Source organism: Bacteroides neonati (assembly GCF_000499785.1).
Taxonomy (GTDB): Bacteria; Bacteroidota; Bacteroidia; order Bacteroidales; family Bacteroidaceae; genus Bacteroides; species Bacteroides neonati.
The window spans coordinates 800,394-821,808 of the sequence record NZ_HG726020.1 but is presented as its reverse complement, the minus strand read 5'-3'; the positions used below and the strand labels follow the sequence as shown (position 1 = coordinate 821,808).

Here is a 21,415-nt window from a genome sequence, read left to right as displayed (position 1 = left end):
GAGGCATCCGGTAGAATCACTATTCGGCAAACTGTATGCAGACCGGTTTGTCGACCACAATGTCTTGCTTCGTATCTGTGAGCAATCCGGTTATCGGATCTCTTTCGAACACCTGAATCACGTTGCTGTCTCTGCAAGCCACCAAGAGATACTTGCCGTTGGGCGTGATGTTGAAGTTGCGCGGATGAATACCCGTAAGCTGATAGCCCACCTTGGCCAGCGTGCCCGTTTCGCTGTTCACCTCGAAAATGGCCAATCCATCTTCTTTCAGGCGATTGCTTGCGTAGAGGTATTTCCCGTCGGGGCTCAGGTGGATATCTGCACTGCCCTTTGCCCGAACGGTATCGGCCGTGATGGTTTGAATCTCGTTCAATCGTCCGTCGGCATAGCTGAAAGCGATCACCTTGCCCGACAGTTCGTTAATCAGGTAAGCGAACTTTCCATTGGGGCTGAAGGTGATGTGGCGCGGTCCCGAACCGGGAGCGATGTCTACCGTTGCCGATAGCGGACGTGGCTTCTCCTCTTTCTCATGAACGGCATACTGCAACAGGCGGTCGGCACTGAAGTCGGTCGCGAAGATGTAATTCCCATCTGGCGAGAAGGTAGCGCAATGCACATGTGCCGCACCTTGCCGCTCGCTATCCGGACCGGTGGCCGCTCCCAAAAACAACGTATCGATCTTTGCCAACGATCCGTTGCTTTGTACGGTAAACACCGACATGCTGCCGCCCCCGTAGTTGGCCGTCAGCACCTTTTTACCATCGGTCGATACGTAGCAGGGCGACGATCCTTCGGTGGGTTGGCTGTTGAGCAGCTGCAATGTGCCCTTCTCTTGGTCGAACACAAAGGCATTGACGGCCGAGGAGGCACCGTCTTCCTCGCTAACGGCGTAGACAAATTTTCCGTCGGCCGATAGCGTCAGGTAGGAGGGGTTCGACAATGCTACTTCGCTTAGCGGAGTGGCGATTCCTGTCTCTTCATTGAAACGAAAGGTGTAGATACCTTTGCTGCTGCCCGATGTGTACGTGCCTACCAGCATCGACAGTTCGTTTTCTTGCTTGCCTGCCGACGGCTTCGATGAGCAGGCGGCGGACAAGATACCGATGGCACATAGCCCGATTGCTTGTTTAATCATTTCTTTATTCTTGTTTAAGTTGTTTTATTTTTACCTCGGCAATGCCTACGCGGTCGGCTCCGAGCACAATGCGAAGATCGCTCGCTGCCGTCTCTTTGAAGCGATAGGTGAGTAGCTTGTTATACTCCGTCACCCGTCCGCTATACACCGTCAGGAACTGTCCGCCTCCGCTCGAAAGCTGGATTTCGAACTCGGCAGGCAGTGCGTTTTCTCTACCGAAGGCGATGGAAACATCGGCTACGGTAGCACCGCTTTGCAAAGCAAAAGTAATATAATCTCCTTTATTTCCTTGCCAAACGGTCGACAAATTTGTATCGAATACCTGTTTCACCGCTTCCTCGTTCGTGCTGGCACTTACGGGGTTAGCCTTTGTCGGGCTGTTCGGAGCGGTGGTTCCGTAGTCGGCTACGGTGAGTGTTCCGTTCAGACGGATGTCCTCGGACGAGGCACCGACCATCACCTTAAACGCTCCCGGCTCTACCACCCATTCGTTGTTGAGGTTGAGCAGTTCGAGGTGTTTGCGGTCAATCGTGAAGCATACCTCCTTGCTCTCGCCCGGTTGCAGGTGTACGCGTTCGAAACCCGCCAGATTCTTTTCGTAGGTGGTTACACTGCTCAGTACATCGCGCAGGTAGAGCTGCACCACCTCGTCGCCCGCCCGGTGTCCGGTGTTGGTGATGCGGCAACGCACCTGTGCCTGTTGCTGCGGAGTGATGGTGGAGGAGGAGAGTTGCAGGTCGGAGTAAGCAAACGTCGTATAGCTCAGTCCGTAGCCGAAGGGGTAGAGGGCTCCGTTGGCACGCGACATATTGCCTTCGCCTCCGGGTGTTTTGCCGCCATCGACCTGCGATGAGGGTTTATGGGGGAAGTTGAATGGTATCTGTCCCACCGTTTTGGGGAACGTCACCGTTAGTTTGCCCCCCGGATTGTAGTCACCAAAGAGTACATCGGCCACTGCCTCGCCCCCTTTCGATCCCGGATACCACGCCTCGACAATGGCCGGAACGAACCGATCGGCCCAGTTGATCGACTGCGGACGGCCGTTGATAAGCACCAGCACCACCGGCTTTCCGGTAGCCCGAACCGCCTTCAGCAGATTGAGCTGCCGCCCCGGAAGGTCGAGGCTGCTGCGCGATTTGTTTTCTCCGCACGTGCGCTGTCCGCCACCCAGCACCACCACGGCTACATCGGCCTGTTGCGCCTGTTGCACGGCTTTGTCTATCTCCTCCTGTTCGGCAGGTGTGAGCGGAAAGTCGATCAGTTCCGATTCGGGCCAGTTGGCGTCGACCAGTTCGCACCCTTTCGTGTAGAGCACCTCGGCTTTGTTGTTGAGTTTCTCTCTGATGCCGTCGAGCACACTGATCACTTCTACTGCCAAGGGACCGTAGTGAGTCAGTGCATACGAGGTTTCATCGGCATTGGGACCGCATACGGCTATCTTACGAATCGTTGAAGCATCGAGTGGCAAGGTATTGTTATCGTTTTTGAGCAGCACGATCGATTCGAGCGAGGCCTGTCGGGCGACGGCTTGGTTGGCGAGGCTCTCGACTTCGCTATCCGCCCCCTTCAAATCCGTCTGATACGGGGCATCGAACAGTCCGACAAGGAACTTCACCCGAAGAATGTCGCGCACGCGGTCGTTGATAACCGCTTCGCTCAATCCTCCCTCGTTGATGAGTTCGCGTAGCGGAAGCACATACGAGTCGGGCGAGCGGAAGGTACAGCGCACGTTCAGCCCCGCTTCGACACTTTGGCGCACGGCCTCTTTCATATCTTTGGCTGTTCCGTGTTTGGTATACAGATACTCCACGGCATCGCTGTCCGACACTACGTAGCCTCGGAAGCCCATCTCTCCCCGCAGCCGCGTGGTGAGCCAGTAGTAGCTGCTCTGTATGGGAAATCCGTCGTAATCGTTGTACGAGCTCATCACGCCCAGCATGCCCGCCTCGCGTATCACTCGCTTGAAGGGATATACATGTATCATCTCCACCTCGCGGGGCGACATCTGCGGGTCGACCCGTGCCATGCCCTCGCGTGCGCCTTTGTTATTGCTATAGGCGATGAAGTGCTTGCCGGTGGCGGCTACTTGATGGTTGTGTTGCAATCCGCGCACCATCTCAATGCCCAGTTCGGCTACGAGATAGGGCGATTCGCCGTACACCTCTTCGTAGCGTCCCCAGCGTTGGTCGCGCCCTACGTCGAGAATGGGCGCATAGACGTTGGTGTAGCCGAGCATACGCGCCTCTCGTCCGGTGATGCGTCCTACTTGGCGAATCAGCGAGCGGTTCCACGTATGCCCCAGTCCCAGTTGGGTAGGGAAGTTGGTGGCGCGGAAACTCTCCACGCCGCGGATGCCCTCGTTGGTAAAGTCGGTCGGGATGCCCAGCCGTGTTTCTTCGACAAAGAAGCGTTGCACCTCGTTCAGTGCCCACGCGTGGCGTGAGGCCGGCCATACGTTTTCGTTGTCCGAAGGTGGCAGTCCCCATTGCTGAAAACCGTTCAGGTGTTCGTCAATCGCTCCCATGCCGTCTTTCCAGAGTTGTTGCTTCCATTCGGGGGTGGGCAACGCATCCTTCAGCACCCGCTTGTAGCCGTAGAGAGTAACCATCTGGCAGGTTTTCTCGTTCATGTTCATCTGTCCCAAGAGGTCTTCGATGCGTGCATCTACGGTAGCTGTAGGGTCTTCGTAAATATCTTTGATGCCGTTTTTGTTGAAGTCTATCCATCCCTTTCGGTACATTTCGGTTTTGGCGGGACGATAGGTGGCCGGCAGCTTCTGCGCTTGTAGTAAGGAACTGTGCATCGGGAGCAGCGTGCTGCCTCCCAGTAGCAGGGTGGTGAGGAGAAGTTTGTTCATGATTATTCAGGTCTGTTATGATTCAACGTATCAGTGCATAAAGATAGTGCTTCTTTCCGAAAAAATGTGTTTCTTTGTTGCATAAAATACTTCGGGGGTGGCTTTGTGGGCGATGCTCTTTTTCGGTGCGGCATACGTCCTTTTGGGGTATGTTGTACGCTCTTTTTCAGTATGCTGTACTCTTTTCTCTGTCGAGTCGGTGGCGCTCATCGTTTATTCCCGTATCTACATCCGTTTTTACTATCGAGATAATCAGCTTCTCACCCGGGTGAGAATATCTCCCCACCCGGGTGGGTAATCTTCCCTACCTTGGTGAGAATGTCTCCCCACCAAGGTGGGGAGGCAATTATCTCCGTACCTAAATAGTACTATGACGGCATGAAAAACACTTCTTCCCGGCTTCTTTCACTTCTTCCCGGCTTCTTTCACTTTTTCTTGAGGCTTCTCTCGATCGTTGTTCAGGCCTTTATCGCTCACTGTTCAGGTTTCTTCCCCTTCAACCGCTTGCCCATTGCCGGTTAGTTGGTCGGCCATCTTCCTTAATAATTTTGAATAAACCATCGCGAATCGGAAAGTATTTCGTATCTTTGCCTCAGGAAAGCGTTTCGACCAATTAAAAGTTATCGCTTTGTGCACGAAAAGAATCTGGGGTTGACTGGATTTGACAGCGGGCAGAAATGGTGAGTAAGCATGCAGTGCGTCGGTGATTTGCACTTAAATCTCAGTTATCAAAATTTTATCTGGCGAAAGACAATTTGCTCTTGCTGCTTAATCGAATCATAGTAGATTAGCTTAATCCCGGTACTAGGTACTGGGACGGGACATTACTCAGATGCTGTTGATCCGAAGCGGTCTGGTTAAGTAATGCAGTAATATCGGAAATAGTTGGAAGTTACCTCGGGCTTTCGATGAAGATGAAATTAAGAGGATAAGGTAGAAGTTGATGGCTTTGGTTCTGCTTCTGCACGAAAATTTAGGCAAAGATAAGCATGTAGAAAGCTTGTGATTTCCTCGTTTGGACGAGGGTTCGACTCCCTCCAACTCCACTTTTGATGATAATAAGAATAGATTAAGAGCCATATATACCTAGGTGTATATGGCTCTTAATCTATTGTATAATAATTGTTTACTTTATCGTTTATGTAAATAATAAAATATTAACTGCTCTCGTTTTCTTTTTTTGCTCGCTTCTTACTCTTATCGGAAACTGTGAATATGTTTAATTGCAAATAAGTGTTAATCTTTAGTTGCTGTTGCATCCAAGTGCAAAGGGAATATATACTTTTACTATTTAAAAGGACAAAATGATACTGAAATGGAATATAATGACAGGCAGATAGAACTTAAATATCAGCGTCTTTTTAATACAAGTTTTCCAAAAGTGAAAAACTTTGCTCAAATGCTTCTTAAATCAGAAGCAGATGCAGAAGATGTAGCTCAGGATATTTTCTGTAAATTGTGGCAACAGCCTGCAATATGGCTAGACAATGAAAGAGAACTTGATAGCTATCTTTTTATAATGACTAGAAACGCTGTCCTGAATATCTTTAAACATCAGCAAGTAGAACATGAATATCAGGAAAGTATTTTTGAAAAGACTCTTCTCGAGGAATTGACGGAAAATGAAGACGCTCTAAAAAATATATATTATAATGAAATGCTGTTAGTGGTTCGTTTGACTTTGGAAAAACTGCCGGAGCGTCGGAGAATGATATTCGAACTCAATCGATTTCAGGGCATTAGCTATAAAGAAATTGCAGATAGACTGGGTATCTCTATTCGCACAGTAGAACATCAGGTCTATTTAGTGTTGATAGAATTAAAAAAAGTGCTTCTTTTTGCTTTTTTTTTACTCCCATTTAAGTAGTACAATTCATCTAGGTGTATTTAGTATATAAAGAAAAGAAAAAGAACGATGAAAAACTATATTCAGCAAATCATAGATTTGTTCGCCAATAATGAATATTCATTAAGTACACGAAGAAAAGTACAACAATGGCTCGTAAAAGAAGAACATGTCGAGGAAAAAGAAAAGGCACTTCATCTGTTATGGAGTCAGGCTGGAGAGCAAAAGGTACCTTGCAGAATGAAACAATCAATTCGACAGATGCAACGTAATATAGGAGTGAGAACTGCTGAAACTAACAGAATATATCAGTTACGTATTTGGAGGGCAGTTGCAGTTGTTTTATTGGCAGTATCCTCCATTTCAGTATTTTTGATGCTCGAGAAAGAAAGACCGCAAAAAGATTTGATCGAATGTTATATACCAGCGGCTGAAATTAATGAACTGACATTACCCGATGGTACATATGTAATGTTGAACTCAAAAAGTACATTGTTGTATCCGGAACAATTCGATGGTAAGACCAGAAGCGTTTATTTGATTGGTGAAGCTAATTTTAAAGTGAAGTCGGATAAAGAACATCCTTTTATAGTGAAGGCTAATGACTGTCAGATTACAGCTTTGGGAACCGAGTTTAATGTAAACGCTTATCCTGAAAATGACGAGTTGATTGCAACTCTTTTGGAAGGAAGTGTAAAAATAGAATTTAATAATCTGATGTCTAATATAATCTTAAAGCCTAATGAACAATTTATTTATAGCAAGAAGACGAAAAGTCATAGCCTGTATTTGCCCCAAATCGGAGATGTAACTGCATGGCAACGTGGAGAATTAGTCTTTAGTAATATGTGCCTGGAAGATATATTCACTAATCTTGAGCGTAAATTTCCTTATACATTCGTTTACAGCCTTCATAGCTTGAATAAGAATACTTATAGTTTCCGATTCCAAAAACAGGCAAGCCTGAAGGAGGTAATTGAAATTATAGCTCAAGTAGTAGGAGAGGTAAAATATACGATCAAAGGAAATAAATGTTATATAACTAACAAATAGAACTCTATTGTAGAACCTTTTAACTTAATGTACTATGTAAAAAAATACCCGGAAAGAATGGGCGTTCTTTCCGGATGTGAAATCTTTGTCTTTTAAATATTAGCGTATATTGACGCTATTCAAAATGATCCTAGAATAATAACCAATTACTAATACTAAAAAGATGCTACAAACTTACGAAAAAATAGCAGAACTAATAGCACAAAAAGGAGCCTTTCTTACTTTTTTAAGCCTATTGTTGCTTATGCAGACTTCTTCTTTTGCTCAAAATGATAGTAAAATTACTGTCCAGCAGAAAAAAATCACAGTGATTGATGCTTTGAAAGTTGTCGAAAGACAGTCCAAAATGTCTATAAATTATAGTGATTCACAATTAAAAGGCAAGGAAATTGCCAATCTAAACTTGAAAAATGCATTAGTGTCAATCGCACTTGACGTAATCTTAAAAGAAACAGGTTTCACTTATCAAATTCAAGGTAATTACATCATTATTACTGAGCAGAAACCTATAGCTACACAAGCGATTAAAAATATCCGCGGAAAAATTATCGATACGGGTGGAGAACCGTTGATTGGAGTAAATATATCCATAAATGAAACTTCTACAGGTACAATATCTGATATTGATGGAGAATTTACACTAAAAGTACCTGAGAAATCGGTATTGAAAGTATCCTATATAGGGTATGCTACTCAAATGATAACTGTTTCAAAGAAAGAGTTTTATCAAATTACTTTGGCACAAGACACAGAAGTGTTGGACGAAGTTGTTGTTACGGCGTTGGGTATCAAACGTGCTGAAAAGGCATTATCATATAATGTACAGCAAATAAAAGGATCTGACCTTACTAACGTGAAAGATGCCAATTTTATAAACTCTTTGAACGGTAAGATCGCCGGTGTGAATATCAACAAGAGTGCAAGTGGTGTTGGTGGTGCTACCCGCGTAGTTATGCGTGGTGCAAAATCTATTGAAGGCGATAACAATGTTCTATATGTAGTAGATGGTATCCCTTTATTTAATACGAATATGGGAAATACAGATAGTGGTATCATGGGCGAAGGTAAGGCTGGGACGGAAGGTATTGCCGATTTTAACCCTGAAGATATTGAAAGTCTTTCGGTATTAAGTGGCCCATCGGCTGCCGCTTTATATGGTAGTAGTGCTGCCAATGGTGTAATTCTAGTTACTACTAAAAAGGGTAAAGAAGGAAAACTTTCGGTACAATTCTCTTCTTCTACTGAATTTAGTAAGGCATACATGACACCCGAATTCCAGAATACATATGGAAATAAGAAAGACATGTATGACAGTTGGGGAGAGCAATTATCTACTCCGTCGAGCTATGATCCGAAGAATGACTTCTTCAATACGGGTATGAATTTTATTAATTCACTTACGTTGACCACAGGAACTAAACAGAATCAGACTTTTGCCTCTGTTTCATCAACTAACTCCAGTGGTATCGTGCCTAATAATACATATGATCGCTTGAACTTTACTATTCGCAATACATCTACATTTTTAAATGAAAAGTTGCAACTCGATCTTGGAGCGTCGTATGTGAAACAAAAAGATAAGAATATGGTATCACAAGGTCAGTATTGGAATCCGGTGATGGCTGCTTATCTGTTTCCACGTGGTGAAAACTTTGAGGACATCAAGACTTTTGAACGCTACGATGAAAGTCGTAAACTGCCAGTACAATATTGGCCTATTGCCGAATCGACTTATGCTTCTCAGAACCCTTATTGGACTGCTTATCGCAATGTGGCCACCAATGAAAAGAGTCGTTATATGTTCAATGTAGGATTAACTTATACAATTACTGATTGGCTGAATGTTGCTACCCGCTTTAGAATGGATGACACCAATGTCAGATTTGAGCGTAAAATTTATGCATCTTCTGATCAGAAATTTGCGGAAGGTAAGAAAGGACATTACGGATATAGCAACTATAATGACCGTCAGGAGTATGCTGATTTTATGATGAATGTCAACAAACGTATTCAGGATTTCAGTCTTGCTGCTAACTTTGGTTGGAGTTACTCCAATTATTGGTCGATTGAGAGAGGATACAAAGGAACTTTGGCTGGCGCAACCAATAAATTTATCGCAGCCAATATCGACCCGACCAATGGGCGTATTTCTGAAAAGGGAGGCGATGCTTCTTTGCGTAATTATGCAGCTTTTGGCAATGTGGAGTTAGGTTGGAAAAGTATGCTCTATCTGACATTAACCGGACGTAACGATTGGAACTCCCGTTTGGTAAACACGAATGAAGAGTCTTTCTTCTATCCTTCTATTGGTTTGTCGGCTATTGTCTCTGAAATGGTGACATTACCTAAATTTATCTCTTATTTAAAGATACGTGGCTCTTACACTGAAGTAGGTGCTCCGGTTTCTCGTTCGGGTTTGACTCCAGGTACAGTGACCGAAGTAATTGTGGGTGGTATTTTGCAACCGTCCTATATTTACCCGTTCACCGACTTTAAAGCAGAACGTACCAAATCTCGTGAAGTTGGTTTGAGTTTGCGTTTGTGGAATAGGTTGAGTGCAGAAGTTACTTATTACCATTCTAATACAAAGAATCAAACATTTTTGGGTACCCTTCCCGCATATACCGGATACAAGCAAATTTATTTGCAGGCAGGTGATGTAGAGAATCGTGGTTGGGAGGCTTCGTTGGGTTACAATGATCAACTTAAAAACGGATTGTCTTTCTCTTCTACTTTGACTTTTTCACGCAATGTCAATGAAATAAAGGAGATGGTCAATAATTATCATACTGCTTTAATGGAAGATCCGATTAATATTCCTGAAGTATCCAAAGATAAAGGTCGTGTGCTTCTGAAAGTAGGTGGTAGCATCCATGATATCTATGCGAATACCTTCCTTAAAAAAGACCATTTGGGATATGTGGAAGTAAAGAGTGATGGTTCATATGGTTTGGAAAGAGGTGAACCCGTTTATCTGGGAAAGACTTCTCCAGACTTTAATATGGGCTGGAGCAATGTATTGTCATACAAAGGATTTGGCCTTAGCTTCTTGATAAATGGACGTTTTGGGGGAGTTGTGACTTCTTCTACTGAAGCTTTGCTCGATCGTTTTGGCGTATCTAAACGCTCGGCTGAAGCTCGCGATGAAGGTGGTGCTCTATTAAAAGGACAAGGCAGAGTAGATGCAAAAACCTATTATCAGATGATTGGTTCTGGCAACTATGAAACGTCTGGCTATTACGTGTACAATGCAACTAATATTCGTCTACAAGAGTTAACACTCAGCTATACCATGCCTGATAAATGGTTTGGTAATATATTGAAAGATGTATCGGTTTCGTTTATTGCAAACAACCCTTGGATGTTGTATTGTAAGGCTCCGTTCGACCCGGAGCTGACTCCTTCTACAAGCACTTACGGACAAGGTAACGACTACTTTATGCAACCAAGCGTTCGTAGCTTCGGTTTTGGAATTAAATTTAAATTATAATAGACTATCTTTATTATGAAAAGGATAAATCAATATAAACTCTTAGCAGGTATATGTGCCGTGGCGTTATTTGTATCATGTGATTTTGAAAAAATCAATACGAATTTATTAGAGATGACTCCTGAAGAGGGAGTAGCGGATGGTTATGCCGTTGGTGGTCTGGTTACGGCCATGGAAAGATCTGTTTTTCCGGTAGGTACACAGGCTGATGATACGGATATAATTAACCAATATCAGACTGACTATCATCTGTCCGCCGATTCTTGGAGTGGTTTTTTTGGACAAAATAACTCTAGCGGCTGGGGATCAGGGAATAACAATACAACTTATTTTTTAATTAATGGTTGGATTGAGGGTACTTATACTCGTTCATATACTAATCCGCTTGATCCATGGAAGAGATTGAAGCTATATTCAGAAGTGAACAATACTCCGGAAGTTTTTGCATTGGCACAAATACTAAAAATTTCAGCATGGCATAAAGCATTAGAGTCTTTCGGACCGATGCCATACTTGCATGCGGCTGACGCAACAATGAATATTCCATTTGATGCGGAGAAAGATGTGTACAGTTCCATGTTTCAGGACTTGACAGATGCCATTGATTTGTTGACAAAGAAAGCTGGAACTGGTGTAACTGTAATGGCAGATTACGATGCTGTTTATGCTGGTGATACAAAGAAATGGGTGAAGTATGCCAATTCGCTGATGCTTCGTCTAGCAATGCGTATTCGATTTGCTGATGAACAAATGGCTAAAAAGTATGTATCTCAGGCTATCGGACATTCTATTGGTGTCATGATTGAAAAAGGTGATGAAGCCCAAATGAGTGTGGGAGCAGGTATTACTTTCCGTAATAATATCGAATGGCTGTCTGAAACATACAATGAGTCACGCATGGGCTCGTCCATATTCTCCTACCTAATGGGCTATGCTGATCCCCGTTTAAGTGCTTATTTCAAACCGGTGGATGATAAAAGTACATTAGGGCAAATTGCTTATGATGGCAAGAAATACCAAGCTATTCCCGCCGGTCATACTTTTGCACAGAATGATACTTATAAGTTATTTTCCAAACCTAATATTCAAAGTAGTACTCCGACTTATTGGCTACGTGCTTCCGAGGTTTATTTTCTACGTGCCGAAGCAGCTTTGGTATGGGGAGCTGAGTTTGGCAGTGCCGATGTGCTCTATAAACAAGGTATCGAAATGTCGTTCCAGGAAAATGGAGTAACTTCTTCTGTGGATAATTACATGAACTCTGGTAGGGTGCCGGTAAAACATGAATTTGCAGGACCATATGCTTGTAGTTTCGCTGCTCCTTCTTCTTCTACTGCTAAATTTGAAGGTAGTTCAGAGCAGAAGTTGGAGAAGATCATGATTCAGAAATGGATTGCATTATTCCCGAATGGTCAAGAGGCATGGACAGAGTGGAGAAGAACCGGTTATCCGAAATTGAATCCTGTTATGCAAAATAGAGGTGCCACCCAAGGAGCAACTAAAGAAGGAGGGGTCCGCCGTATGATTTATCCTACAAGTTTTTATGAAACGACTGATGGAAAGGCTATTTATGGAGCTGCTTTGCAGTTGTTTAATAATGGTAAGGGCGGTGAGGATAAATCTTCAACCCGTTTGTGGTGGGACTGCAAGTGATAATCTGTGGTAATTATTTTAATACAAAATGAAAAATATGAAAACATTAAAAAAAATATTATATTTAGTTCCGTTGTTTGGCATGATGGCGACTGCTTGTACTGATGTGGAAAATATAGAGATTGAGCATATCGGTGGATACAATACAATGAACAATGCGGAGAGTGAGGCTTATTATGCCGACTTGCGTGCATACAAGGCAACTTCCTGGAACTACGGACGTCCCGTAGCTTTTGGATGGTATTCCAACTGGTCTCCTGCTGGAGCTTATCGAAGAGGATATCTAACTTCGATGCCAGATAGCATGGATATAGTTTCGATGTGGAGCGGTGCTCCCGGTCGCTACGACATCACTCCTGAACAGAAGGCAGACAAAGAGTTTGTGCAAAAGGTCAAAGGTACGAAGTTGCTGGAAGTGAGTCTTCTTTCATTTATAGGTAAGGGAAAAACTCCTGGTGCGGTATATGCGGATGTAGAAAAGCAGGCAGAGGATGAAGGTTGGAGTGAATCCAAATTGGAAGAAGCAAAAAAACAAGCTCGCTGGAAATATTGGGGATTTGAAGGTCAATTTGAAAGTGAAAACCATTATGCATGTTTGGCGAAGTTTGCTAAAGCGCTGTGCGACTCTCTGTACGCAAACGACTGGGACGGTTATGATGTTGACTGGGAAATTGGAAGTGGTGTATTCGATATGGATGGAACGTTGAGTACGAATAAGCACTTGATTTACTTGGTTAAGGAAATGAATAAATACATCGGTCCGATGAGCGACCCAGAAGGTAAAGGACACAAATTGATTTGTATTGATGGTAGCATTAGTGGTCTTACCACTGAATTGGATGGTTATGTTGACTATTGGATAACACAGAGTTATGGCTCCTCTAGACCTAGCCTTGAACACTATGGTATTGATCCTAAGACAATCATCACTACAGAAAATTTTGAAGCCTACGCTCCCACTGGTGGAGGGCTGCTGGGGCAAGCTGCCAATATGCCATCAAAAGGTTACAAAGGTGGAGTGGGGGCTTACCGCTTCGACAAAGACTATGATAACACTCCTAACTATAAGTGGATGCGTCAGGCCATTCAGATAAATCAGAAGGTTTTCAACGAATGGAAAACTGGACAAGATGAATCAAAAAATAAGCTATAAGAATCGGTGAATTTGTAAATTAATAAAATGAAAAGAATTATGAATAAACATATATTCAATTATTGGGTATTGGGAGGCATATTACTGCTGATGAGTGCTTGCAACGATTCAGAGAGTAAGCTGCTGGAATCTAAGGTTTATTTCGAAAATAAGGAATATACTCTCTCGGTGGAAGACGAAAGCGATGTGATGACTTTCAACTTAACTTCAAGACTTTCTACTATGGCCTCTTCGCAAATAGCTGTATCGTATGCTATAGCCGATCCTAGCGTGGTTGAAGAATACAACGCGAAATATGGAACAACTTACGAGATGTTTGATGTATCTCATGTAAAGCTAAGTAGCTCAATTTCAATTATTCCAAGTGGAAAGCTGTATGCGGATAACGTAATTTTGGAACTATCCAATCTAGGAACGCTGGAAGAAGGGAAAACATTTATTTTGCCTGTGTCTGTACAGTCGTCTTCTGTGTCTACTCTTCCTGGAGAAAGCATTGCGTATTTTTTTCTCTCTAAGCCTATAAAGATTACCAAAGTTGGTACATTTAGTAGTCAGTATATCTCAATAAAATTCCCAGTTGGAACTTTCTTCTCATCATTTACGTACGAAACACTTCTGTATGTCAATCGTTTATCTAATAATAATACGATTATGGGGACTGAAGGTGTAATGATTTTCCGTATTGGTGACGCTCCTGGAGTTCCCAACGATGTTTTGGAAGCTGCAGGAACGCAGAACTATCATACAACGGATAAATTGATGACTAAACGCTGGTATCACGTAGCCTTGACTTATGATCAACCATCGGGGAGAACTACTATTTATGTTAATGGAACTAAATGGGCTGAATCGGCTTGGGGTATTGCCGGTTTTGATCCGAATTCAGATGTTGGTTTTAATATCGGTAAGATTCCAAGATTTCCATGGGGAGAACGTCCATTGAATGGATATATGAGTGAAGTCCGTGTATGGAGCGTTGCGCGTACTCAAAATCAACTTAACCAAAATATGTTGTCTGTTGATCCGAAATCGGATGGTTTGGTACTCTATTATAAACTGGATGGATCTGAAAATCAAATAGGCGGAGTTATTAAAGATGCTACTGGTCGTATAGAAGGAACGACTAATGGTATAACAATTAAAACACTAGATACTCCAGTAGCTATTGAGTAATGTTTGAATAAATTAGGAGTAGTTTTTTAAGCGAAAAAGGGAAGCCTGCGAATTGAGCCAATACTCGTTCGCAGGTTTTTTATATTCAATTTAGCTCTCTTTCTTGTGCTGTTGTACTAAGAAGACTGTAGCCCCAATATACTAAATCTTGAGAGAAGAGTTTTTAAGGCTTACAATAAGAATCCTAAAAATTATCATGTATATTTGCTTCGAAATAGAATGAGCGAACGAAAGATTATACATATCGATATGGATGCCTTTTATGCATCGGTAGAGCAGCGTGATTACCCCGAACTTCGGGGCAAACCACTCGCTGTGGGGCATGCCGAAGAGCGGGGAGTGGTTGCTGCGGCGAGCTATGAGGCGCGGCGTTACGGTGTTCGCTCGGCCATGGCATCGCAAAAGGCGAAGCGTTTATGCCCTTCATTGATCTTCGTGCCGGGCAGGATGGAGGTGTACAAATCGGTGTCCCGGCAGATACACGAGATATTTCATGATTATACCGATGTGATCGAACCTCTTTCGCTCGATGAGGCCTTTCTGGATGTAACCGAGAATAAACGGCACATGGTATTGGCTGTCGACATAGCGCGGGAGATAAAGCAACGTATCCGTGAAGAACTGAACCTGGTTGCTTCGGCCGGTGTATCGTACAATAAGTTTCTGGCTAAGATCGCTTCGGATTACCGCAAACCCGACGGACTCTGCACCATTCATCCCGCACAGGCCATTGAGTTCATCGACCGTCTGCCCATCGAATCGTTCTGGGGCGTAGGGCCGGTTACGGCAAAGAAGATGCACGCACTCGGTATTCACAACGGATGCCAGCTGCGCGACTGCTCGCTCGATATGCTCGGCAGGCAGTTTGGTAAGGCGGGTGCTATCTATTACGATTTTGCCCGTGGCATTGACTTAAGGCCGGTCGAGGCTGTACGCATTCGCAAATCCATTGGTTGCGAGCGCACGCTCGAGAAAGATATCTCACTTACATCGTCGGTCATCATCGAACTTTATCATGTGGCTACCGAACTGGTGGCGAGGTTGCAACGCAAAGATTTTAAAGGAAACACGTTGACGCTGAAGATCAAATTTCACGACTTCAGCCAGATCACCCGCAGTTGTACCCAGTCGGCCGAGCTCACTGCGCTCGATAAGATACTGCCTCTTGCCAAGCAGTTGCTCAAAGAGGTCAAATACGAAGAGCATCCCATTCGGCTCATTGGTCTTTCGGTATCGAATCCCCGCGAGGAGAGTGATGAAAAGAGCAACGAACATACCGGCGTTTGGGAGCAACTGAGCTTTGAATTTAGTCGTTGGGAGTGATTTTGTACATTCTTGCCACTATCTTTGTACTATTCTGCCCCTTACTTATCTTTCCCGAAACATATCTTTGCGTTCCGAATGTAATTAATAACAAATACCATGAAGCAACAACTTATCGGCACCCTGCTGCTGATTCTTATCGGATGTAGTTCTGCACAAGCCTATACCGAACGAAACTTACTACAAAAGAAGGCCGACGAGGCCACAGTGAAAGCTGCCTTAGTGATGAACCAGAAGTGGGTGAAGTATCCTACCTATCACAACCGTCCGTCTTGGGATTCGCTTTTGGGTTCTCAAAAGGCGATGCTCATTGCGCAAGGAGAGAAACTATTGAAGTATCAATGGAAGCTGATTCCCGCCACCGCCTACTTGGAGTACGAGCGTAGTGGCGAACGCAATATTATGCAAAATCCCTATGAAGAGAACCGCTGTGCGCTGAATACGTTGATGCTCGCCGAACTGGCCGAAGGCAAAGGACGCTTTATCGATCAGCTGATCAATGGGGTGTATCAAGGGTGCGAGATGACTTCGTGGGTACTGTCGGCTCACTTGCCCCGTCAGGCCAGCCGTCGTTCTCTCCCCGACTTTCGCGAACAGATCATTGATTTAGGATCGGGTGGATACGGTTCGCTGATGGCATGGATTCACTATTTCTTTGCACCGACCTTCGATGAGGTAAATCCGGCCATTGCCGTACGCATGCGTCATGCCATTCAGGAGCGTATTCTCGATCCGTTTATGAACAGCAGTGATGCTTGGTGGATGGCTTTTAACTGGAAGCCAGGTGAGATCATCAACAACTGGAATCCTTGGTGCAACTCCAATGTACTGCAATGTTTCCTATTGATGGAGAATGATCCGGGGCGTTTGGCTAAAGCGGTGCACCGCTCCATGCAATCGGTCGATAAGTTTATCAACTTCGTAAAGGCCGACGGTGCTTGCGAGGAAGGAACTTCGTATTGGGGGCATGCGGCCGGAAAGCTGTATGATTACCTGCAACTGCTTTCGGACGGTACGGATGGAAAAATCTCTCTCTTTGGCGAACCGATGGTGTGCAGTATGGGCGAATACATCTCTCGTTCGTATGTAGGAAACGGATGGGTGGTGAACTTTGCCGATGCTTCGGCCAAAGGCGGAGGTGATGCACCGCTTATTTACCGCTATGGTCAGGCGGTAGGTAGCAACGAGATGATGCAGTTTGCCGCTTACCTGGTTGAGGAGAAGAAAGCATATATCACCTTGGGCAACGATGCCTTTCGTTCGCTCGAGTCGATTGCAAGCTATGCACAGTTTGCCCGGACAACCCCTCGGCACGCCTCGCCCGATGTGACTTGGTATCCCGAAACGGAGTTCTGCTACCTGAAGAATAACAAAGGATTGTTTCTTGCTGCAAAGGGAGGCTTTAATAACGAGAGCCATAACCACAACGATGTGGGTACATTTTCACTCTATGTGAACACCGTCCCGATGCTGATCGATGCGGGGGTGGGTACATATACCCGGAAGACCTTCGGCAGCGAACGCTATACCATCTGGACCATGCAGAGCAACTATCATAACCTGCCGCTCATCAATGGAGTGCCGCAACGCTTCGGACAGGAATATAAAGCAACACAGACCACTTGCAACATGCGTAAGATGACTTTCTCGACCGATATAGCCGGTGCATATCCCGAAGAGGCAGGGGTGAAGAGTTGGGTGCGTGCGTACGCTCTGGCTGGCAAGCAATTGACTATTACCGATAAGTTTGCATTGAATCAAACAACCGAACCGACGCAGGTGAACTTTCTTACCTGGGGCAAGGTTGTATTGAAATCGCCCGGTAAACTAACCATTGAAGCGGCCGGTCAACAAGTAGAGTTGGATTACCCCACCGTATTCGATGCAACTGTGGAACCGATAGCACTTGATGATCCCCGTTTGTCTACTGTATGGGGCAAGGAGATTTACCGCATTGTGCTCAAGGCCAAAGAACAGAAGAGCGCAGGAACGTATACGTTCGTCATTCGCAATTGATTGCGATACTGGTATATAACATAAAAGCCGGCTACTCTATAAGTAACCGGCTTTTTGTTAGAAACCTTTCTGGAAGTCGTGCCAGAACTGATCGCCCATCTCTTGCCAGCGCAATTGGGTAGCACCTGCATAGTCGGCACTGTATCCGTTGAGGAATGCCTGTGCAACTTCTGCGCCCTGTTTCTTTTGTATTTCGGCATACTGCTTCTCTACGAAAGGTAGTTCGCGCGCAGCCTTCTCGTCAAAGTAGGAGAGGTGCTTCTCCAACGCCTTTCGGGCAGTGCCCCACTTTACCGTGGCCAGCTTATTGGCACGGCGATACGGCCATACGGCTGCATCTTCTCGATAACGGTGCTGTCCGCAGATGCCGAACGAGGCAGGAAGCTCATTGACTCCGCAGAAGATAGGGATACGTGGGCTTTGCCCCGGATTGTCGAAAGCGAACCAGGCAATGCCACCTATGGCATCGGGCAGCCAGCTGCGCAACTGAATAACGGTAGAGTAGGAACATTGCGGAACGGCAATGTTGCGGTTGTTGGGCACTGCGTCTTTTCGTAGGCTGTTGAGCAATGCCATCATGTCTCTAGTCATCCAAGGGTTGGCTACGGGGCTTACAATTGTGTCGGTCTTTTCGCTGCCTTTTTGTTTCACGGGTACCTTTAGGTTCTGGGTTACGTCCCAAGGGGTACCTTCGTACGTCTGGCGGAGTAGCTTGCTTACGTCTGCTGGCGAGACGAGTTTCTCCGGCTTTACGCTCAACGGCAGTTCCTCGGCCTCATAACTTAGCTTCAATGAGGGAGCCAGTGTGTTGAGTACAAAGAACTCGCGTATGCTAAACGACTTTTTCTCGCCGAAATAATTGCCACCGCTATACGCTTTCCAGAACTTGAAGGGCTCTTTGCCGTCCCAGAAGCCGAGCTTCCGGGCCACATCGAATACGTTTTTGGAAGCCATATAGTTGTTCTGATCTTTTAGGTTCAACGTGCCGATACGCGATATGTTGGCCGATACGCTTACCTCTTCATCGGGGATGCGTACGGCTGCCCATACACCGCCTATGTTCTCTTTGCCCTCGCCAAAGACTTCGAATATCCATACTTCCTGCGGGTCGGCAATGGTCAGGCATTCGCCCCAATCGCTATACCCGTATTTCTCGATCAGTTCGCCCATTAAGGTGATGGCTTGGCGAGCCGTAGTGCAGCGTTGCAGAGCCACTTTGGCAAGCTCTTCGATCATGAACATTCCTTTGGGGTTGACCAACTCTTTGCGTCCGCTGATGGTTGTCTCGCCCATGCCCAGTTGCTTTTCGTTGAGGCACGGATAGGCTGTATCCAGAAAAGAGAAGGTAGTATGTGCCTGTGGAATGGTTCCTTTAAACTTCAGCCCGGTGGCATCGTCGGTAAATTCCGTATGCAGGCGGTCTTGATAAATATTAAGGGTGGTGTCTTTATCGTAGGTGCGTCCGGGTTCTATGTTGAGCCATGTGCGGTAATAGCTGTCGCAGGTGTGACTGGTGATGACTGATCCGTCGGTCGAGGCTTTTTTGCCTACCATGATACTTGTGCAACTTTCCGGATGGAGTACCGGCATCTCCTGATAAGGGGTCTGTGCCTGTGAGGTCAGAGAAATACCGACTAGAAACAGCACGAGGGTAGTGATTCGTTTCATACTATGAATAGATTGTTGAGGTTACAAAAGTATATAAAAAAAGCGGAGAATCATAGTTGATTATCCGCCAAGCGTTCATATAATGTGTATTTTTTTACATGGCTGTCTGCTGTGAAAGCAGTTTTTGTAGTTGGCCATTTAAGGCTTGGCACATTGTTCCATTTCCCATTGCGTGATAACGTTTAATACGATACTGCAACATCATAATCTTAGCACTTTCATTCTTTTTCATAATCGTCTTCTTTTTGTACCCCCCACGTTTTGGAGAGTGATTTTATATCTTTTATTATTTTACACTGCAAAGATACGAATTGTTTTTGAATAATATGTTATACAACATAGAAAAAATGCATTATTACCTTATTTTTTTTCTATAGCGCCTAAAGTGAGGGCTGGTTATTACAAATATAATACATAACTTTGTGCCTGAACAATAAAACCGATATGTTAAAGCGAATACCACACACTTACACCATTATCTCTTCCGTGATTTTGATCTGTGCCGTACTTTCATGGATAATACCTGCCGGCGAATATGTACGCGAAACAGTCGAAGTGAACGGTATCCCCCGCACAGTTATTGTAGACCACTCTTTTCACCCCGTACCCCAGTCTCCCCAAACATGGCAAGTGTTCAGTGCACTGCTCAATGGATTCGAACGCCAAGCAGGCATTATTGCTTTTTTGCTGATTATGGGCGGAGCCTTTCAGATAATGAACAGTAGCCGTGCTATTGATGCGGGTATCTTCTCCTTTCTGGGATTTACAAAAGGACTGGAGCGTCATCGGTTTATCAGGATGCTTGGCGTAAATAACGTGGTTATCGGGCTTATCATTACTTTGTTCAGCCTGTTCGGAGCAGTGTTCGGTATGAGCGAAGAGGCGCTCGCCTTTGTTATTATCATCGTTCCGCTGGCCATCTCGATGGGCTATGACTCCATCACGGGTTTGTGTATGGTCTATGTGGCCGCTCACATCGGTTTCTCCGGGGCTGTGCTCAATCCGTTTACGATCGGTATTGCACAAGGATTGTCCGACCTGCCTCTGTTCTCGGGCTTTGAGTACCGCATGGTCTGTTGGGTGATACTGACAGGCGTATTGATTGCCTGTATCCTCAAATATGCATCGGTCATTAAGAAACATCCCGAGAAGTCGCCTATGTATCAGGCCGATGCTTACTGGCGTAAGCGTGGCGAAGGGGCTTCCGAACAGCTATCCTATGTCACCACCCGCTCGGCTTATGCGGTATATGTACTTATACTTGTCTCCTTGATTCTGTTTTCGGTTTACTATCCGCAAAGCACATTCGCATTGGGCGAATCGGCTGTTACCTGTTACGCCGTTCCTGTGCTATCCTTCTTCTTTGCTTTGTTCGGTGCACTGGGGCTGCGCAAGTCCAATCAGTTCTTTATTCTGACGCTGCTTGCCTTCACCATTCTCTTTCTGATTGTAGGGGTGATGGCGCATGGCTGGTATTTGCCAGAGATATCGGCTATCTTCTTGGCGATGGGTATCTTATCGGGATTTGCCAATAGCGAACAGACGGATACGATTATTAAACAGTTTCTCGATGGAGCGAAAGATATGCTTTCGGCAGCTATCGTGGTGGGGCTGGCAGGAGGAATTATTCAGATTCTCCAGGACGGACACATTATTGACCCCATTCTTCACTCGCTGGCATCGCTCATGGGCGAAACCGGGAAGTTCGTATCGCTCGGAGTTATGTACCTCATTCAAACCTTTATCAACCTTATTATTCCGTCGGGTTCTGCCAAAGCAGCACTTACGATGCCTATCATGGCACCGTTCTCCGATGTGATAGGACTCTCGCGACAAGCAACTGTAATGGCCTATCAGTTTGGCGATGGATTTACCAATATGATTACGCCTACCTCGGCTGTGCTGATGGGAGCCTTGGGCATTGCCCGCATTCCCTATGAAGTGTGGGTCAAATGGTTCGGACGGCTGCTGGTATTCTTTATACTGTTGGGCTTATTGCTATTGGTGCCTACGGTTGTTTTTCCCTTGAATGGATTTTAACTACACCT

The 21,415-nt window shown here is 45.2% G+C and carries 13 protein-coding genes and 1 other RNA gene; 10 read left to right on the top strand and 4 right to left on the bottom strand.

Going from position 1 to position 21,415, the window contains the following annotated elements; genetic code table 11:
- Window positions 1-19: 19 nt before the first annotated feature.
- Together TY03_RS06465 and TY03_RS06460 are read right to left on the bottom strand one after the other, a co-directional pair.
- Window positions 20-1,135: a lactonase family protein gene (locus TY03_RS06465; protein WP_042368374.1), complete on the bottom strand. Its 1,116-nt coding sequence runs from the start codon at window positions 1,133-1,135 to the stop codon at window positions 20-22.
- Window positions 1,136-1,139: 4 nt separating this feature from the next.
- Entirely contained in the window at window positions 1,140-3,992 is a 2,853-nt protein-coding gene (locus TY03_RS06460; RefSeq protein ID WP_042368372.1) for a glycoside hydrolase family 3 C-terminal domain-containing protein, read from the bottom strand.
- A 647-nt stretch (window positions 3,993-4,639) separates the two neighbouring features.
- On the opposite strand from TY03_RS06460, the gene ssrA reads away from it, so the two are divergent.
- The 9 genes from ssrA to TY03_RS06410 all read left to right on the top strand — a co-directional run bounded on the left by ssrA (window position 4,640) and on the right by TY03_RS06410 (window position 17,699).
- Window positions 4,640-5,041, top strand: a transfer-messenger RNA (tmRNA) gene (ssrA, locus tag TY03_RS21775).
- 266 nt (window positions 5,042-5,307) lie between these two features.
- Complete coding sequence (locus tag TY03_RS06445) at window positions 5,308-5,859, top strand: RNA polymerase sigma-70 factor (protein WP_042368367.1); 552 nt, start codon at window positions 5,308-5,310, stop codon at window positions 5,857-5,859.
- Between the two features lie 48 nt (window positions 5,860-5,907).
- Window positions 5,908-6,891, top strand: a complete 984-nt coding sequence (locus TY03_RS06440) for a FecR family protein (RefSeq protein ID WP_042368365.1) — start codon at window positions 5,908-5,910, stop codon at window positions 6,889-6,891.
- A gap of 163 nt (window positions 6,892-7,054) precedes the next feature.
- Window positions 7,055-10,381 (top strand): TonB-dependent receptor, encoded by a 3,327-nt coding sequence (locus TY03_RS06435; RefSeq protein WP_042368363.1) that lies wholly within the window; start codon window positions 7,055-7,057, stop codon window positions 10,379-10,381.
- Between the two features lie 15 nt (window positions 10,382-10,396).
- Complete coding sequence (locus TY03_RS06430; protein ID WP_042368361.1) at window positions 10,397-12,034, top strand: SusD/RagB family nutrient-binding outer membrane lipoprotein; 1,638 nt, start codon at window positions 10,397-10,399, stop codon at window positions 12,032-12,034.
- Between the two features lie 28 nt (window positions 12,035-12,062).
- A complete protein-coding gene (locus TY03_RS06425; protein WP_442878959.1) occupies window positions 12,063-13,187 on the top strand; it encodes a glycoside hydrolase family 18 in 1,125 nt (374 codons plus the stop codon).
- A gap of 39 nt (window positions 13,188-13,226) precedes the next feature.
- Window positions 13,227-14,360: a DUF1735 and LamG domain-containing protein gene (locus TY03_RS06420; protein ID WP_042368360.1), complete on the top strand. Its 1,134-nt coding sequence runs from the start codon at window positions 13,227-13,229 to the stop codon at window positions 14,358-14,360.
- 219 nt (window positions 14,361-14,579) lie between these two features.
- Window positions 14,580-15,683, top strand: coding sequence for a DNA polymerase IV (gene dinB, locus TY03_RS06415; protein WP_042368358.1), 1,104 nt, complete (start codon window positions 14,580-14,582; stop codon window positions 15,681-15,683).
- A 99-nt stretch (window positions 15,684-15,782) separates the two neighbouring features.
- A complete protein-coding gene (locus tag TY03_RS06410; RefSeq protein WP_042368357.1) occupies window positions 15,783-17,699 on the top strand; it encodes a heparinase II/III family protein in 1,917 nt (638 codons plus the stop codon).
- Between the two features lie 57 nt (window positions 17,700-17,756).
- Here the strand turns inward: TY03_RS06410 and TY03_RS06405 are convergent, their stop codons facing one another.
- Together TY03_RS06405 and TY03_RS22615 are read right to left on the bottom strand one after the other, a co-directional pair.
- Complete coding sequence (locus TY03_RS06405) at window positions 17,757-19,367, bottom strand: dipeptidase (protein WP_042368355.1); 1,611 nt, start codon at window positions 19,365-19,367, stop codon at window positions 17,757-17,759.
- A gap of 94 nt (window positions 19,368-19,461) precedes the next feature.
- A complete protein-coding gene (locus TY03_RS22615; protein WP_187373978.1) occupies window positions 19,462-19,599 on the bottom strand; it encodes a hypothetical protein in 138 nt (45 codons plus the stop codon).
- 212 nt (window positions 19,600-19,811) lie between these two features.
- Between TY03_RS22615 and TY03_RS06400 the strand changes: the two genes are divergently transcribed.
- Window positions 19,812-21,407: a YfcC family protein gene (locus TY03_RS06400; protein WP_042368353.1), complete on the top strand. Its 1,596-nt coding sequence runs from the start codon at window positions 19,812-19,814 to the stop codon at window positions 21,405-21,407.
- The last annotated feature ends 8 nt before the right edge of the window (window positions 21,408-21,415 follow it).

Coding starts and splice junctions, on each gene's coding strand:
- TY03_RS06425 (WP_442878959.1), top strand. CDS start 12,063: ATGAAAAATATGAAAACATTAAAAAAAATATTATATTTAGTTCCGTTG.
- TY03_RS06430 (WP_042368361.1), top strand. CDS start 10,397: ATGAAAAGGATAAATCAATATAAACTCTTAGCAGGTATATGTGCCGTG.
- dinB (WP_042368358.1), top strand. CDS start 14,580: ATGAGCGAACGAAAGATTATACATATCGATATGGATGCCTTTTATGCA.
- TY03_RS06420 (WP_042368360.1), top strand. CDS start 13,227: ATGAATAAACATATATTCAATTATTGGGTATTGGGAGGCATATTACTG.
- TY03_RS06465 (WP_042368374.1), bottom strand. CDS start 1,135: ATGATTAAACAAGCAATCGGGCTATGTGCCATCGGTATCTTGTCCGCC.
- TY03_RS06460 (WP_042368372.1), bottom strand. CDS start 3,992: ATGAACAAACTTCTCCTCACCACCCTGCTACTGGGAGGCAGCACGCTG.
- TY03_RS22615 (WP_187373978.1), bottom strand. CDS start 19,599: ATGAAAAAGAATGAAAGTGCTAAGATTATGATGTTGCAGTATCGTATT.
- TY03_RS06445 (WP_042368367.1), top strand. CDS start 5,308: ATGGAATATAATGACAGGCAGATAGAACTTAAATATCAGCGTCTTTTT.
- TY03_RS06440 (WP_042368365.1), top strand. CDS start 5,908: ATGAAAAACTATATTCAGCAAATCATAGATTTGTTCGCCAATAATGAA.
- TY03_RS06400 (WP_042368353.1), top strand. CDS start 19,812: ATGTTAAAGCGAATACCACACACTTACACCATTATCTCTTCCGTGATT.
- TY03_RS06405 (WP_042368355.1), bottom strand. CDS start 19,367: ATGAAACGAATCACTACCCTCGTGCTGTTTCTAGTCGGTATTTCTCTG.
- TY03_RS06435 (WP_042368363.1), top strand. CDS start 7,055: ATGCTACAAACTTACGAAAAAATAGCAGAACTAATAGCACAAAAAGGA.
- TY03_RS06410 (WP_042368357.1), top strand. CDS start 15,783: ATGAAGCAACAACTTATCGGCACCCTGCTGCTGATTCTTATCGGATGT.